Raw genomic sequence first — 15,600 nt, 5'->3', positions numbered from 1 at the left:
CGCCGCTCCGCCTATGCTCAGGCATCGACACTCACACAGGAGATGTGCCATGGCTGACCATTCCATCCGCGGCAAGACCGCCCTCATCGCCGGCGGCGCCAAGAACCTCGGCGGGCTGATCGCGCGCGATCTGGCCGAGCAGGGCGCCAAGGCCGTCGTCATCCATTACAACAGCGCCGCCAGCAAGGCCGATGCCGACAAGACGGTGGCAGCAGTCGAGCGGGCGGGCGCGCGAGCCGTGGCGCTGCAGGCCGACCTGACCAGCGCCGCCGCCATGGAAAAGCTTTTCGCCGATGCAGTGGCAGCCGTCGGCCGACCCGACATCGCCATCAATACCGTGGGCAAGGTGCTCAAGAAACCGTTCGTGGAGATTACCGAGGCCGAATACGACGAGATGAGCGCGGTCAATGCCAAGTCGGCGTTCTTCTTCCTGCGCGAAGCAGGCAAGCATGTCAACGACAACGGCAAGATCTGCACGCTGGTCACGTCGCTGCTGGGCGCGTTCACGCCGTTCTACGCGTCGTACGCCGGCACCAAGGCGCCCGTGGAGCACTTCACGCGTGCCGCGGCCAAGGAGTTCGGCGCACGCGGCATCTCGGTCACCGCCGTCGGCCCGGGCCCGATGGATACGCCGTTCTTCTATCCGGCGGAAGGCGTGGATGCCGTGGCTTACCACAAGACCGCCGCGGCGCTGTCGCCATTCAGCAAGACGGGCCTGACGGACATCGAGGACGTGGTGCCTTTCATCCGCCATCTGGTGAGCGACGGCTGGTGGATCACCGGCCAGACGATCCTGATCAATGGCGGCTACACCACGAAGTGAGCATGCATGCCGTCAACGACGCGCCTGCAGGGTGCGCGTGCAGTCCTGTGCAAGCAGCACGATCCGTTGATCCGGCGGCACGCATGACAGCGGTGCCGCCGGACAACGCGGGCCAGTCCGACCATGAACAGACGGCCACGGACATCGTGCGCTGGTGGCACACCGTCCGCGCCGACTGGTTCAGCCAGCGGCCGCAGTTCGATCTCTGGTTTCGCGCACGCTATCTCGATCTGCACCACGCCGCCGCTGCCGGCGCGCTCGATGCCTGGGCCGAAACAGCCGACGGCGCGCTCGCATTGCTGATCCTGCTGGATCAGTTTCCGCGCAATGCCTTCCGGCAAACCGCCGGCATGTATGCGACGGACGCGCAGGCCCGGCGGATTGCCCGGCAGGCCATCGAGATGAAGTTCGATCTGCAGGTCGATCCCGAATTGCGGCTATTCTTCTACCTGCCGTTTGCACATTCGGAGAACATGGCCGACCAGCAGCTGTCCGTGGCGCTGAACCGGCGCCTCGGCCGTCCGTGGCTCGACCATGCAAAAGCGCATGCGGCAATTATCAGGCGCTTCGGCCGCTTCCCGCATCGCAATGCCCTGCTGGGACGCAGCATGACGGCGCAGGAGCAGGCCTTTCTGGATCAGGGCGGATTCGCAGGCTGACCAGAGCAGCCTTCACTTGAGATCGGCAGATCCGGCACATGGACAGATTCGACCAGTACCGCGTGTTCGCCCAGGTCGCGGACATGGGCAGCTTCATCCGGGCCGCGCAGGCCCTCGACATCCCGCGGGCCTCGGTGTCCGCGGCCATCCAGCAGATGGAAACCCGGCTGGGCGTGCGCCTGCTGCACCGGACCACGCGGCGGGTGCGGCTCACGGCCGATGGCGAGCAGTTGCTGGCGCGCGTGCGCCCGCTGCTGGCCGAAGCGGAAGACATCGACCAGCTGTTCCAGGCCAGCCAGCATCAGGTCTCCGGCCGGCTGAGCATCGATGTCCCCAGCCGCATCGCCCGCCGCCTGATCGCCCCTGCCCTGCCCGGGCTGCTGCAGCGCCATCCGCGGCTGCAGCTGGCGCTCGGGTCGACCGACCGCGCCATCGATCTCGTGGGAGAAGGCGTGGACTGCGCGGTACGCATCGGCGCGCTGCACGAGAGCAGCCTGGTCGTGCGGCCGCTCGGCCAGATCGCCCTGATCAACTGCGCCAGCCCCGCGTACCTGCGCGCGCATGGCGAGCCGGTACGTCCCGGCGACCTGTCGAACGGACACTGGGCCATCGGCTACGCCTCGCCGCGCACCGGGCGCGAAGTCCCCTGGGAATATGTGGCGCACGACGATGGGGGTAACGGCGACACGCACACGCTCGAGATGCCGAGCCGGGTCATCGCCAACAATGCGGAAAGCTATATTGCCTGCTGCGTCGCCGGACTGGGCCTGATGCAGATCCCGCGCTACGACGTCGGGGACTTGCTGGACGCGGGGCAACTGGTGGAGGTCATGCCCGCCTACCGCGCCGCGCCCATGCCGGTGTCGATCGTCTATCCGCACCGGCGCCAGCGCTCGCGGCGGCTGGCCGTTTTCGTGGAATGGTTCGAGGCGCTGATGCGCCCGCATCTGGAAAGCGGCGGCTGATGCCGGGATACCGCGCCGGGATCGCGCGGAAGACACCGGAAGACGCTTGACGCCTCCCGATGCCCCCGTATCAGAGTGCCGCGAGCCGGCTCTGCAGCAGCGCGGTCAGCTGCGGCAACTGGGCCCGGCGTGCCGCCTGCAGGCCGATGTCGGCATTGCGGCGCGGTGTCTTGCCCCACGGCGGATCGGGGAAATAGCTGTCCCACGGATCGCGCGGGATCACGTGCCAGTGGATGTGCGGCACGAGGTTGCCGAGCGAGGCGATATTCACCTTCTGCGGCTGCAGCACCTCGCGGATCGCGCGTTCCACCGTGACCACCACGCGCATCAGCCAGTCGCGATCCTCATCGGAGAGGTCGCCGATCTCCGCCACATGGTCGTTCCACACCACGCGGCAGAAGCCGGGGAAATGCTCTTCCTCGACCAGGATCACACGCGCCAGCGGATGGCGCCAGATCACCTCGCCGCCATCCTGCTCGCACAGTTCGCAGCCCTTCACGACTGTCGGTTCGTTGATGACTTTCGGTTCGTTCATACCAGCACCCGTTCAATACCACCGTTGTTGGCCTTGTTCACGAAGTCGACCAGCCAGTTCTCGCCGAGCACGTGGCGGGCCATTTCGACCACGATGTAGTCGGCCGTGGTGCCGCTGTCGTCGTTGTAGCGCGACAGGCCCTGCAGGCACGACGGGCAGCTGGTGAGGATCTTCACTTCACCCTTGAATGCATCGGCGTCGCGCAGCTTGTCCGCGCCTTTGCGCATTTCCTCTTCCTTGCGGAAGCGCACCTGCGTCGACACGTCGGGGCGCGTCACCGCGAGCGTGCCCGATTCGCCGCAGCAGCGGTCGTTCTTCTCGATCGCGCCGGCGCTGCCGTTCTGCGCCCCCATCAGCGCGTTCACCGTCTTGAGCGGATCCTGCAGCTTCATCGGCGTGTGGCACGGGTCGTGGTACATGTAGCGCGTGCCGGTCACACCGTCGAGCTTCAGGCCCTTCTCGAGCAGGAACTCGTGGATGTCGATGATGCGGCAGCCGGGGAAGATCTTGTCGAACTGGTACCCGGCCAGCTGGTCGTAGCAGGTGCCGCACGACACCACCACGGTCTTGATGTCGAGGTAGTTCAGCGTGGTCGCCACGCGGTGGAAGAGCACCCGGTTGTCGGTGATCATCTTCTCCGCCTTGTCGAAGTCGCCGCTGCCGCGCTGCGGATAGCCGCAGCACAGGTAGCCCGGCGGCATCACGGTCTGCACGCCGGCATGCCACAGCATCGCCTGCGTGGCGAGCCCTACCTGGCTGAAGAGGCGCTCCGAACCACAGCCCGGGAAGTAGAACACCGCCTCCGTATCCGCCGTGGTGGTCTGCGGATTGCGGATGATCGGCACGATCTCGTTGTCCTCGATATCGAGTAGCGCGCGCGCCGATTTCTTCGGCAGGTTGCCCGGCATCTTCTTGTTGACGAAGTGGATCACCTGCTCGCGGACCGGCGGCTTGCCGACCGTAGCGGGTGGATGCGCCGTCTGCTTCTTCGCCAGCTTCTTCATGAAGTCATGAGCGATACGCTGCGCCTTGTAGCCCCACTCGATCATCACCTTGCGGGTGAAGTTGATGGTCTGCGGATTGGTCGCGTTCAGGAAGAACATCGACGCCGCCGTGCCGGGGTTGAACTTGCGCTGGCCCATCTTGCGCAACAGGTTGCGCATGTTCATGGTGACATCGCCGAAGTCGATTTTCACCGGGCACGGCGTCACGCACTTGTGGCACACCGTGCAGTGACCGGCCACGTCCGAGAACTCGTCCCAGTGCTTGATCGACACGCCGCGGCGCGTCTGCTCTTCGTACAGGAAGGCTTCGATCAGCAGCGAGGTCGCCAGAATCTTGTTGCGCGGGCTGTACAGCAAGTTGGCGCGCGGCACGTGCGTGGCGCACACTGGCTTGCACTTGCCGCAGCGCAGGCAGTCCTTGATGCTGTCCGAAATCGCGCCGATGTCGCTCTGCTGCATGATGATCGACTCGTGCCCCATCAGCCCGAACGACGGCGTATAGGCATTGCGCAGGTCAGCGGCGATCCCGCCGTCGCGCAGCAGCTTGCCCTTGTTGAAGCGGCCGTGCGGATCGACGCGCTGCTTGTAGTCGCGGAAATCACCGATCTCCTGATCGGTCAGGTATTCCAGCTTGGTGATGCCGATGCCATGCTCGCCCGAGATCACGCCGTCCAGCGAACGTGCCAGCGCCATGATGCGGTCCACCGCCTTGTGGGCGTCCTGCAGCATCTCGTAGTCGTCCGAGTTCACCGGAATGTTGGTGTGCACGTTGCCGTCGCCGGCGTGCATGTGCAGCGCCACGAACACGCGGCCGCGCAGCACGTCCTTGTGGATCGCCTGCGCCGCATCGAGGATTGGCTTGAACTCGCCGCCGTTGAAGATCTTGCGCAGCTCGGCGCGCAGCTCGTTCTTCCACGATACGCGGATGGTGCGGTCTTGCAGCAGGTGGAACAGCGTGGTCTCCGGCTGCTCCAGCTGGCGCTGCTCGAAGGTCTGGCCGAGCAGGCCCAGGCCGTGGCCGACCAGTGCGGCGCGCGCCTGCACCAGCGGCGTATCGAGATGGCCCTGCAGATACTGCCAGCGGCCGCGCACCGCCTGCACCAGCGCCAGCGCCTGCTGCACGCGGTCTTCCAGCAGTTCGGCGCTGGGGATCTCATTGGCGTCGTCGCTGCGGCCTAGCGGCAGGTCGCCCTTGGCAAAGAAGGCCTCGAGCGCATCCACCAGTTTCAGTTTGTTCTTGATCGACAGTTCGATATTGATGCGCTCGATGCCGTCGGTGTACTCACCCATGCGGTTGAGCGGAATCACCACGTCTTCGTTGATCTTGAAGGCGTTGGTATGGCGCGCGATGGCGGCGGTACGCGAGCGGTCGAGCCAGAACTTCTTGCGCGCCTCGGGGCTCACCGCCACGAAACCTTCGCCGCTCTTGCCATTGGCCATGCGCACCACTTCCGAGGTGGCGCGCGCCACGGCGTCTTCATCGTCGCCGACGATATCGCCGATCAGCACCATCTTCGGGAAGGCGTTGCGCTTGCTCTTGGTGGCGTAGCCCACGGCACGCAGGTAACGCTCGTCCAGATGCTCCAGGCCGGCCAGGATGGCGCCACCCTTGCGGGTTTCGGCGTCGAGGTAATCCTTGATCTCGACGATGCTCGGAATCGCATCGCGCGCCTGCCCGAAGAACTCCAGGCACACGGTGCGCGTCTGCTTCGGCATGCGGTGCAGGATCCAGCGCGCGCTGGTGATGATGCCGTCACAGCCTTCCTTCTGCACGCCCGGCAGGCCCGACAGGAATTTGTCAGTCACGTCCTTGCCGAGACCTTCCTTGCGGAAGCGGCGGCCTTCGATTTCCAGCGTCTCGGTGCGCAGCACGGCTTCGCCGGGCGCGCGCTTGCCATCCGACCAGGTCAGCGAGAAGCGGACCATCGGTGCATCGTGGATCTTGCCGAGGTTGTGGTCGAGGCGCTGCACGTCGAGCCAGTTGCCGTCGGGATCGACCATGCGCCACGACGCGAGGTTGTCGAGCGCGGTGCCCCACAGCACAGCCTTCTTGCCGCCGGCGTTCATGGCGACGTTGCCGCCGATGCACGAGGCGTCGATCGAGGTCGGGTCCACAGCAAACACGAGGCCGGCCTTTTCTGCGGCATCGGCCACGCGGCGCGTCACCACACCTGCACCCGACAGGATCGTCGGCACGGGCTCGGCCACGCCGGGCATGTCGATGCGCTCGACCGGGCCCAGGTATTCCAGCTTCTCGGTATTGATGACGGCCGACATCGGCGTCAGCGGAATCGCGCCGCCGGTATAGCCGGTGCCGCCTCCGCGCGGGATAATGGTCAGGCCCAGTTCGAAGCAGCCCTTCACCAGTCCGGCGATCTCGCGCTCCGTGTCCGGCGTGAGTACCACGAAGGGATATTCGACGCGCCAGTCGGTGGCATCAGTCACATGCGAGACGCGCGACAGCCCGTCGAACTTGATGTTGTCCTTCTCCGTATAGCGGCCCAGCACCTTGAGCGTGCGCTTGCGCAGGTCATAGGCATCGCTGAACTCGCGCTTGAATTCTTCCACCGCCTGCCGCGCCTGCTGCACCAGGTACTCGACCCGGCGCGCACGCTCCTCGGCGCCCGCGTCATGCTGCTGCGCATGATCGGCTACCCGGCGCTTCTCGATCTCGTTGAGGCGGTGATTCAGCGCATCCACCAGCATCTGTCGGCGGCGCGGGTTATCCAGCAGGTCTTCCTGCAGGTACGGATTGCGGCGCACCACCCAGATGTCGCCCAGCACCTCGTACAGCATGCGCGCCGACCGGCCGGTACGGCGCTCGGCACGCAGCTCGTCGAGCATCTGCCAGGCCTCGGAGCCCAGCAGGCGGATGACGATTTCCCGATCGGAGAACGATGTGTAGTTGTAGGGAATTTCGCGCACCCGGGCGGGTGCATCGTCGGCCGCAAGGCGAGCATCGATGACTAGTGGGGCATTCATGAAGACTTGTCCTGGACGCAGGAAAGCGTCTGTCGCTTAAAAAGGAATTGTACTGCAAAGGACAGTTTCGCTGCGCCGCACAACCCCGCCGCCCCTTGTCAATACGACGAATGCAGCGCCCGCTAAAACCCTACCAGACTCAGGAGTATTCGGGAAATCGCACAACTGCACGCCCTGCAGGCTGTCAACAGACCGCACCCCCAAGCGGGAGGGGGTGGGACTGGCTTCGTCTATCAGCCGGCACCTGCAGGGGCCGGGCGCGCCGGCAATGGTCACGACCAGGGGTTGATCGGCTCCGGCGGCACCAGCCGGTAACCCTGGCCACGCACTGTCTCGATCATGCCAGGCGGCAGCTTGCGGCGCAGGCGCACCATGAACACCTCGATCACATTGGAATCGCGCTCGAAGTCCTGGGCATAGATGTGTTCGATCAGCTCGGCGCGCGACACCACGGTATTGGGCCGGTGCATCAGGTAGTCGAGCACCTTGAACTCGTGGCTCGTAAACGTCACCGGCATGCCGTTCCACGTCACCCGGCGGCTGCGCGTATCGAGGCTGACCGGGCCGCACGTCAATACTGGCGAAGCCAGCCCCTGTGTGCGACGGATCAGGGCCCGCACCCGCGCCAGCAGCTCCTGCACATGAAACGGCTTGGTCAGGTAATCGTCCGCACCGCTGTCGATGCCGGCCACCTTTTCGTGCCACTGGTCCCGCGCCGTGATGATCAGCACGGGTGTGTTCACCCCCTCGCTGCGCCAGCGCCGCAGGACGGTCAAGCCATCCAGGCGCGGCAGACCCAGGTCGAGCACCACCAGATCGTAAGGCTGCACGCCGCCCACCTGCCATGCGTCCTCGCCGTTGTCCGCGGCATCCACTGCGTAGGCAGCATCCTTCAGGGTCTGGCACAGGTTGCTGCGCAGGACGGGGTCATCTTCCACCACCAGAATCCGCATTACCGCGCCTCCTCCCGGCAGCGGGAGGCAACCGACGTGCCCGGCGCAGACGTCGCCGGGCACATCGTAAAACAGAGGGTCAGCGCCACCATCGGCGCCATCAAACGCTCCAACATGGTTTAACTCCTGTCATTGAATTGCGCATGCGGAACCCGATCCACGGGGCGTGGACACGCACGCGGTAGACCTAGTGGGCCCTTACCCGGCTGAACTAAGGCTGAACAGTGTCGGCAACCATTCGGCCGTCCACACTGGGGACTGCCGCGCATTGCAGGCACGACTATGCGTACGACGGGGAACACCTAAGACGCGCAGGACGGTGGACCGGTGGCGCACATGTCGACCAGCAGCCACCTGCCTGCGGTAAGACTTTCAGGACAACAACGGATTAAAACCAGTGGCGAAACGGCGCCGCCAGCGCTTCCCAGAAACTGTTGGGAATCCAGAGCAGCACGGCCGTCATCGTCAGATAACGCAGCAGCTTGCCAATCGCCATGTAAACCAGGCTGGACCAGAACGGCAGGCGCAGCCAGCCGGCCAGCGCACACAGCGGATCGCCCACGGCCGGCAACCACGAAAACAGCAGCGCCGGCGGTCCGATACGCCGCATCCAGCGGAAATAACGCTTGTCCAGCGACGGCTTCTTCTGGCGCGGCGGATGGGGCAGGTTGAGGGCGTGCTCGCGCGCATGCAGCCGCGCCTGGCGCTGCTGGCGGTAGCGCACCACCGCGAGCTTGGCCGCGTAGCCGAGCCACCAGTCGATGGCCCCGCCCACGGTATTGCCCGCCGTGGCCACCGCGATGGTCGCCCAGAACATGTCTGGATTGAGCTTGATATAGCCGAACACCGCCGGTTCCGACCCCAACGGCAGCAACGTGGCGGACAGCAGGCTGACAACGAACACCGTCGGCAGCCCCACATCGGGCAAGGCCAGGGTCTGCAGCAGGGAATCGATCCAGGTTTCCATCGCCGCTATATTACGTGGTTCGCGTGCTGCGCAGGCACCGCCCGCAAGCGCCTCAGCCCGCTGGCCCGCGACGTGTTACGCTATCGGCTTCCCGAATTTTTGATCGTCCCGGCCCCGCACGCCCACGAGCCTCGCGCCTGCGCCGCCGGTTCCTGCCGCCTTTTTTGCTGCTTCCCGCCGCTCCTGCCGCCCAGCCATGCCAGTCGATTATCTTAAAAAAGTCCTCACCGCCAAGGTCTACGATGTGGCGGAAGAGTCGGACCTGACCTACGCCGAACACCTCTCTGCCCGCACCGGCAACGGCGTCTGGATCAAGCGCGAAGACACCCAGCCGGTGTTCTCTTTCAAGCTGCGCGGCGCGTACAACAAGATGGCCTCGCTTACGCCTGCCGAACTCAAGCGCGGCGTCATCACCGCCTCGGCCGGCAACCATGCGCAGGGCGTCGCACTGTCCGCGGCCAAGCTGCAGTGCAAGGCCATGATCGCCATGCCGGTGACCACGCCGCAGGTGAAGATCAATGCCGTGCGCGAACTCGGTGGCGAATGGGTGGAAACCGTGCTGCATGGCGACTCCTACTCCGACGCCTACAACCACGCCGCAGAACTACAGGCCAAGCACAAGCTCAGCTTCGTGCATCCCTTCGATGATCCCGAAGTCATCGCCGGGCAAGGCACCATCGGCATGGAAATCCTGCGCCAGCACGCCGGTCCGCTGCACGCCGTGTTCGTACCGATTGGCGGCGGCGGCCTGATTGCCGGCGTAGCGGCCTACATCAAGGCCGTGCGTCCCGAGGTGAAAGTCATCGGCGTGCAGACCGTCGATTCGGACGCCATGAAGCGCTCCAAGGACGCCGGCAAGCGCGTGGAACTGAAGGACGTCGGCCTGTTCTCCGACGGCACCGCCGTCAAGCTGGCCGGCAAGGAAACCTTCCGCCTCGTGCGCGAGCTGGTCGACGAGATCGTCCTGGTCGACACCGACGCCATCTGCGCCGCCATCAAGGACGTATTCCAGGACACGCGCAGCATTCTTGAACCCGCCGGCGCGCTGGCCGTGGCGGGCCTCAAGGCCTACGCCGAACGCGAGAAGCTCAAGAACCAGCAGCTCGTCGCCATCGCCAGCGGCGCCAACATGAACTTCGACCGCCTGCGCTTCGTTGCCGAACGCGCCGACGTTGGCGAATCGCGCGAAGCCGTGTTCGCCGTCACCATCCCCGAGGAACGCGGCAGCTTCAAGCGCTTCTGCGAACTCGTCGGCAACCGCGCCGTCACCGAATTCAACTACCGCATCGCCGACAAGGCGCAGGCGCACATCTTCGTCGGCCTGCAGATCGCCAGCCGCGCCGAAAGCGACAAGATCGCCGCCGCCTTCCGCAAGCAGGGCTTCGCCACACTCGACCTTTCGCAAGACGAACTCGCCAAGCAGCACATCCGCTACATGGTCGGCGGCCACTCCCCACTCGCGCAGGACGAACTGCTGTACCGCTTTGAATTCCCCGAGCGGCCCGGCGCGCTCATGCGCTTTCTGTCGAGCATGCACCCCAACTGGAACATCAGCCTGTTCCACTACCGCAACCAGGGCGCCGACACCAGCAACATCCTCGTCGGCATCCAGGTGCCCAAGAACGACAAGCGCGCCTTCCGCGAATTCCTCAGCTCGCTCGGCTACCACTACGTGGACGAAAGCGAAAACCCGGTGTACAAATTGTTCCTGGCCTGAACCCGGACCGAATTACAACGTATTGCATTTCATGACCCAGCCTGAACACTCGCCGCTTGGCAAACCCTCGGCCTACAAGACCGAATACGATGCCTCGCTGCTGTTCCCCATCCCGCGCCTCGCCAAGCGCGAAGAACTCGGCCTGCATCAGGGCAGCGCCCTGCCCTTCTTTGGCGTGGATATGTGGAACGCCTACGAACTCTCGTGGCTCAACATGAAAGGCAAGCCGCAAGTGGCGCTGGCCACCTGCATCGTGCCCGCCGACACGCCCAACATCGTCGAATCCAAATCGTTCAAGCTCTACCTCAACAGCTTCAACCAGACCCGCATCGCCTCCGTCGAAGCCATGCAGCAACTGCTGCACCAGGACCTCTCCGAAGCCTGCGGCGGCCCCGTGCAGGTGCGCCTCACCCTGCCCGAACAGTTCGGCACCCTCAAGATGCGCGAACTCGACGGCCTGCTGCTCGACCGGCTCGACATCGACACCGACATCTACAGCCCCGCGCCCGAACTGCTGCACGCCAACCACGACGAAACCATCGTCGAGGAAACGCTCGTCTCGCACCTGCTCAAATCCAACTGTCTCGTCACCGGCCAGCCCGACTGGGGCAGCGTACAGATCCGCTACGTCGGCGCGCCCATCGACCAGGAAGGGCTGCTCAAGTACCTCATCTCGTTCCGCAACCACAACGAATTCCACGAACAATGCGTCGAACGCATCTTCATGGACGTGCAGCGCCAGTGCAAGCCCGTGAAGCTCGCCGTGTACGCCCGCTACACGCGGCGCGGCGGACTGGATATCAACCCGTTCCGCACCAACTTCAATACGCCATGGCCGGATAATGCGCGCAATGCGCGGCAGTAACTCCGCCCCGCTCCCTACGCACGCCGCATCCGCACGTCCCCGCTAGCGCACCCAGTCGCGTAGCAGGCGGCCGTCGATGCGGCGGATTTTTTTGATCAGGGTGTCGACGCTGGCCTGCGCCTCGGCTTCCGTGCATGGCTCTGGCGACAGTCGCGCAAGACGCCGCCAGATGCGATCAGATTGATGATGCTCGCGCTTGCCTATAGGTAGGAGGGCGCCACCAAGTGCGGGCAGCTTTGCGAGATGATGCGAGTAGAAAGAGAAAGCGTTGTCGCATAGCGCTCGCAATGCGTGGCGGCGGTCGGCCGTACATAGATTGCAAGCGCACAGGCGAGCGAGATCAATCAGATAACTGCAGTGCTGGCGGATATTTCGTGCTCACGTGCCAGCAAAGCATCTTCGATCATCTGGAAGATGTTCGGATAAACAGGACTATGTCGCGATGCCTCGGGAATGCAATCGAGAGGCCGTTTGCCGGAGTGATCTTTCTGCAGCGGGTCGATACCACCGTCTAGCAAAATCCGGATCACTTCAATGCACTTTGGCGCAATCCCGAAGGGTGTGCTGGCTGCCTCAAGAACATTATGCAGTGCGTTTCGCCCCTCACCATCACACCGCTTGACATCAGCACCGTGCTCAGCCAGCAACTTGACCTTGCTCGGCAACAGGCGCATTGCGGCATGATGTAGCGCGGACCAGCCTTCGTTGCTCACATGATTCACATCGAGACCATGCTGTAAAAGTAGCCGCACAATGGCGTCCGTATCGCGATGCGATTCCCGCACTGCATGGAAGAGCGGCGTCTCGCCGCTTTCGTCAACAATATGGAAATTCGCACCTCTTCGCAGCAGCACTTCGACAACCGCTTGATCAGTTTTTGCCGCGAAAAACAAACCGTTGCACTCCCCTTCTCTTACCAGACGCGCCGTATTTCCAGCGGTTTTCGGGACAGAATAGATTGCTGGATGCAGCATCTCCGCCCAATGCCTCATCAGAGAAACATCGATTTTTCTCAAACCGACTCCCCGCATGAGCGAGAACAGTATCAGGCCATCCTCGAACACCGATGCATTCCTTTTATCCAAAGCATTGGCGAACACATTGCTTTTTGCGATTTCGGACAGAACCGATACGCGGCTGCCATTCCCGAGTTTGATCATTTCCAGATTTTTATGATGGAAAATGGCTGTGGAATTGACGCCGGAAGTCTCGGTCAGGTGCGCGATCCCGTTCTTCACATCCGGCATGCGATCACTCGGAATGTGCGAAAACGCCCGGAGATCTACGCGAACATTGTCTTCCTTGTTTAGTTGCAGTCCTTTGATGACGTTATCGGACAACAACACCGCACGTTTCCGCTCACTAAAGTGATAAGTCAGCGCGCTACGCGGCAACAGGCCAATGCGCACCAGATCCTCCAGCTTACGTTCGGCATGCGGAATCATCAGCAATGCATCCACCTTGGCAGACAGTATTCTGGATTCACCCTCGACGAACGCGCGCATCGTGCGCGACGTCTTTTTCAACTCATCGCAATCCGCTTGCCTCAAGAATCCGCGAATGAGTCTTTTGACATCAAGCGGTGCACTTTCCAGGGGCGAGAGCCTAGTCCTGGGCGTCAACACTATCTGCGCAGTCTCTACGCTCAACGATGTGGCTGACGCCGGTATCTCGTCGGCACCGAAACGAACTTGAGAAACTCCGCCCAACATCATGCGCTCCAGTAAATTAGTTTGACAAAATGGAACGCACATCGTAGAGACGGTTACCCGAACAACCAACAAAACGATTGCAAAACAAGGTTATACGGATACATCAAGCGATGGCATGTCGCAGCCGTCAGCGTGATACGTGCGCTACCGCACCCAGTCGCGCAACAAGCGGCCGTCAATGCGGCGGATTTTTTTGATCAGGGTATCGACGTGGGCCTTGGCCTCGTCCGTTGTGCAAGGCGCGGCAGAGAGGCGAGAAAGACGATGCCGTATGCGTTTGAACAGTTCATCTCGACTTGGCGCCTTCCATTCCACTTCTATCTGCTTGAGAAACGCTGACCTCATGTTGCTCGGCAAGAGACTGCAGCGATATACCACGCAGTCGACAAACAACGTATTCAATGAACTGATGATCCGCTCCGCCGCGGCTCTTTGCTGCGTTGCCGTCTTGCGGCCATCTTTCCTGGCTTTCGGATCGTTGGCAGCCTCCTCGCCTGGCAAAAAGTCCATGGATCAATCTCGCCAAATATAAACAATATTGTCTATATTATCGTAAATTTATCTCTGTAACAGATGTTTGCGCCTAGGCAAACTTGGCGCGATGGTTACTCAGAAAAAACTGAAGTTTGCGGTCTCATTCGGCGGCGTGATCCGCCAGAAACGCACGACGCTCGGCTTGACGCAGGAAGAACTGGCGGAACAACTCGACGTGCATGTGACCGTGATCAGCCGGCTGGAGCGAGGAGCATCGCCACCGAGTTTTGTGACGCTGATGAAGGTGTCGGAGGCGCTGGGGACGCCGCTGTCGGAGTTGTTCAGGGCAGCGGAAGCGTTGAATGAGTTGTAAAAATTGACCTGCAGGTGAGCTTGGTCGCCGCCTATTGTGTATCCAGCGCCTGATTACGCTCCTTACTCGCCAGGGATTGCCTCTCCCCGCCACTGCGAGCTTTGTCAAATACCTGCTTGTGTTCGACCCAACTAAAAGTGGTTGACGAGAACATCGGGGGGGGGATCCCGCAGCCGGCACCGTGCCCGCCGCCCGCTTCCTGTCACGCAAGCCGCGCGGTTGGGTATGCATCCACCGCGGGCTTGCGACCAGGGTTCTCAAGAATCGTCTGCCGACCGCCTCTCCGACTTGGCCCCGAATGGAAACGCTGTGCCGGCCTGGCCCCGCGTCGCGGGAATCCTCAAGGACAGCACCATGGTGATCGCCAGCGTCAATACGGTAAAGCCGAGCGACCAGCTCACCGGGATCTTGTAGACGTCGATGAGAAGCATCTTGGCGCCGATGAAGACCAGGACAATGGCGAGTCCATAAGAGAGCAGGTGGAAGCGCTCATACATTCCGGCCAGCAGGAAATACATCGCCCGCAGCCCGAGAATGGCGAAGACATTCGATGTGAGGACGATGAAGGGATCCGTGGTGATGGCAAAGATCGCCGGGATCGAATCGACCGCAAACACGACATCCACGATACCGATGAGCAGGATCACCACCAACAGCGGGGTGGCCATGCGTACGCCATTGACCACCGTGAAGAAGCGCTCACCGTCATAGTCGGGCGAGAGCTTCAGGTGCCGGTTGATCCAGCGCAGCGCCGGATTGTTGCCGAGGTCCGGCTCCTTGCCGGCGGCCCACCACATCTTGACGCCGGTAAACAGCAGGAACGCGCCAAAGACATACATGATCCAGTGGAACTGGGCAATCAGCCACGCGCCGATCAGGATCATGACGGCACGCAAGACCAGTGCACCGAGGATGCCAATCATCAACACGCGCTTCTGGAAATCCGAGGGTACGGCGAAATAGGTGAAGATCATCAGGAAGACAAAGATGTTGTCGACCGCGAGCGCTTTCTCGACCAGGTAGCCGGTAATGAACTCGAGCGCCTTGTCCTCCGCGAGCGCCCGCATGGCCGGATCCGGGCCGGCGCCGCCGAGGTACCACCATAGCCAGCCGACAAACAGGAATGACACGGCCACCCAGATCATGGACCAGATGGTCGCTTCCCGCATGCTGACGGTATGCGAGCCTTGCCGGTTAAGCGCCAGAAAATCGATCGCGAGCGCGATCAGGACGAACGCGACGAATAGCGTCCACAACAGGGGAGTGCCGATGGAAATCATCGTGACGAGCCTCTCAACCCAAGCCGGCAACGCCTGAGCAACAAATTGTCGGGGATCCTCGCCAGTCTTGCTGCCCGGGACATGTCTGTACCCGGGACACGGTACCGGACGCCGATGGTTGCCAACCCACCAACGTCGGAATGACGGCACCGCAACACAGCGCACTGGGCGCCTGTGTCAGCTACTCCCTTTGAGAGGCGTGTCTATTCAACCAGAAAATTCCCGGATCCGTCAATCGCCGGCTGCCGAACCCCGGCCGCAGTGACATGGAAAACGCCCGACAGCGCTCGA

General features: G+C 62.7%; 13 protein-coding genes. 6 read left to right on the top strand and 7 right to left on the bottom strand.

What is annotated here, in order from left to right; all coding sequences use genetic code 11:
• Positions 1-49: 49 nt before the first annotated feature.
• The 3 genes from ACQ3C8_RS02055 to ACQ3C8_RS02045 all read left to right on the top strand — a co-directional run bounded on the left by ACQ3C8_RS02055 (position 50) and on the right by ACQ3C8_RS02045 (position 2,447).
• Complete coding sequence (locus ACQ3C8_RS02055) at positions 50-823, top strand: SDR family oxidoreductase (protein WP_428852281.1); 774 nt, start codon at positions 50-52, stop codon at positions 821-823.
• An 83-nt stretch (positions 824-906) separates the two neighbouring features.
• A complete protein-coding gene (locus tag ACQ3C8_RS02050; RefSeq protein ID WP_428852280.1) occupies positions 907-1,482 on the top strand; it encodes a DUF924 family protein in 576 nt (191 codons plus the stop codon).
• Positions 1,483-1,520: 38 nt separating this feature from the next.
• Entirely contained in the window at positions 1,521-2,447 is a 927-nt protein-coding gene (locus ACQ3C8_RS02045) for a LysR family transcriptional regulator (protein WP_428852279.1), read from the top strand.
• Between the two features lie 70 nt (positions 2,448-2,517).
• Here ACQ3C8_RS02045 and ACQ3C8_RS02040 read toward each other — a convergent pair whose 3' ends face one another.
• The 4 genes from ACQ3C8_RS02040 to ACQ3C8_RS02025 all read right to left on the bottom strand — a co-directional run bounded on the left by ACQ3C8_RS02040 (position 2,518) and on the right by ACQ3C8_RS02025 (position 8,888).
• Positions 2,518-2,982 carry an HIT family protein gene (locus tag ACQ3C8_RS02040; RefSeq protein WP_428852278.1) on the bottom strand — a complete coding sequence of 155 codons (465 nt, stop codon included), beginning with the start codon at positions 2,980-2,982 and terminating at the stop codon, positions 2,518-2,520.
• Positions 2,979-6,968, bottom strand: coding sequence for a DUF3683 domain-containing protein (locus tag ACQ3C8_RS02035; protein ID WP_428852277.1), 3,990 nt, complete (start codon positions 6,966-6,968; stop codon positions 2,979-2,981). Before ACQ3C8_RS02035 ends, ACQ3C8_RS02040 begins: the two co-directional genes overlap by 4 nt.
• Positions 6,969-7,240: 272 nt before the next feature.
• Positions 7,241-7,921: a response regulator transcription factor gene (locus tag ACQ3C8_RS02030; RefSeq protein WP_009522958.1), complete on the bottom strand. Its 681-nt coding sequence runs from the start codon at positions 7,919-7,921 to the stop codon at positions 7,241-7,243.
• A 388-nt stretch (positions 7,922-8,309) separates the two neighbouring features.
• Positions 8,310-8,888, bottom strand: a complete 579-nt coding sequence (locus ACQ3C8_RS02025) for a YqaA family protein (RefSeq protein WP_428852276.1) — start codon at positions 8,886-8,888, stop codon at positions 8,310-8,312.
• 196 nt (positions 8,889-9,084) lie between these two features.
• Between ACQ3C8_RS02025 and ilvA the strand changes: the two genes are divergently transcribed.
• Together ilvA and queF are read left to right on the top strand one after the other, a co-directional pair.
• A complete protein-coding gene (gene ilvA, locus ACQ3C8_RS02020) occupies positions 9,085-10,605 on the top strand; it encodes a threonine ammonia-lyase, biosynthetic (protein ID WP_428852275.1) in 1,521 nt (506 codons plus the stop codon).
• Positions 10,606-10,636: 31 nt separating this feature from the next.
• On the top strand, positions 10,637-11,470 hold the full coding sequence (gene queF, locus ACQ3C8_RS02015) for an NADPH-dependent 7-cyano-7-deazaguanine reductase QueF (protein WP_428852274.1): 834 nt from the start codon (positions 10,637-10,639) through the stop codon (positions 11,468-11,470).
• Between the two features lie 344 nt (positions 11,471-11,814).
• Here the strand turns inward: queF and ACQ3C8_RS02010 are convergent, their stop codons facing one another.
• Together ACQ3C8_RS02010 and ACQ3C8_RS02005 are read right to left on the bottom strand one after the other, a co-directional pair.
• Positions 11,815-12,996 carry an ankyrin repeat domain-containing protein gene (locus ACQ3C8_RS02010; RefSeq protein ID WP_428852273.1) on the bottom strand — a complete coding sequence of 394 codons (1,182 nt, stop codon included), beginning with the start codon at positions 12,994-12,996 and terminating at the stop codon, positions 11,815-11,817.
• Between the two features lie 330 nt (positions 12,997-13,326).
• A complete protein-coding gene (locus tag ACQ3C8_RS02005) occupies positions 13,327-13,692 on the bottom strand; it encodes a hypothetical protein (protein WP_428852272.1) in 366 nt (121 codons plus the stop codon).
• 91 nt (positions 13,693-13,783) lie between these two features.
• On the opposite strand from ACQ3C8_RS02005, the gene ACQ3C8_RS02000 reads away from it, so the two are divergent.
• On the top strand, positions 13,784-14,029 hold the full coding sequence (locus ACQ3C8_RS02000; protein WP_009522952.1) for a helix-turn-helix domain-containing protein: 246 nt from the start codon (positions 13,784-13,786) through the stop codon (positions 14,027-14,029).
• 257 nt (positions 14,030-14,286) lie between these two features.
• On the opposite strand, the gene ACQ3C8_RS01995 is transcribed toward ACQ3C8_RS02000, so the two are convergent.
• Entirely contained in the window at positions 14,287-15,309 is a 1,023-nt protein-coding gene (locus ACQ3C8_RS01995; protein WP_428852271.1) for a TerC family protein, read from the bottom strand.
• Between the last annotated feature and the right edge of the window lie 291 nt (positions 15,310-15,600).

The organism is Imbroritus primus, from assembly GCF_964332355.1.
GTDB classification, from domain to species: domain Bacteria; phylum Pseudomonadota; class Gammaproteobacteria; order Burkholderiales; family Burkholderiaceae; genus Imbroritus; species Imbroritus primus.
The sequence above is the reverse complement of the archived record's forward strand: the minus strand, read 5'-3'. Positions and strand labels throughout refer to the sequence as shown.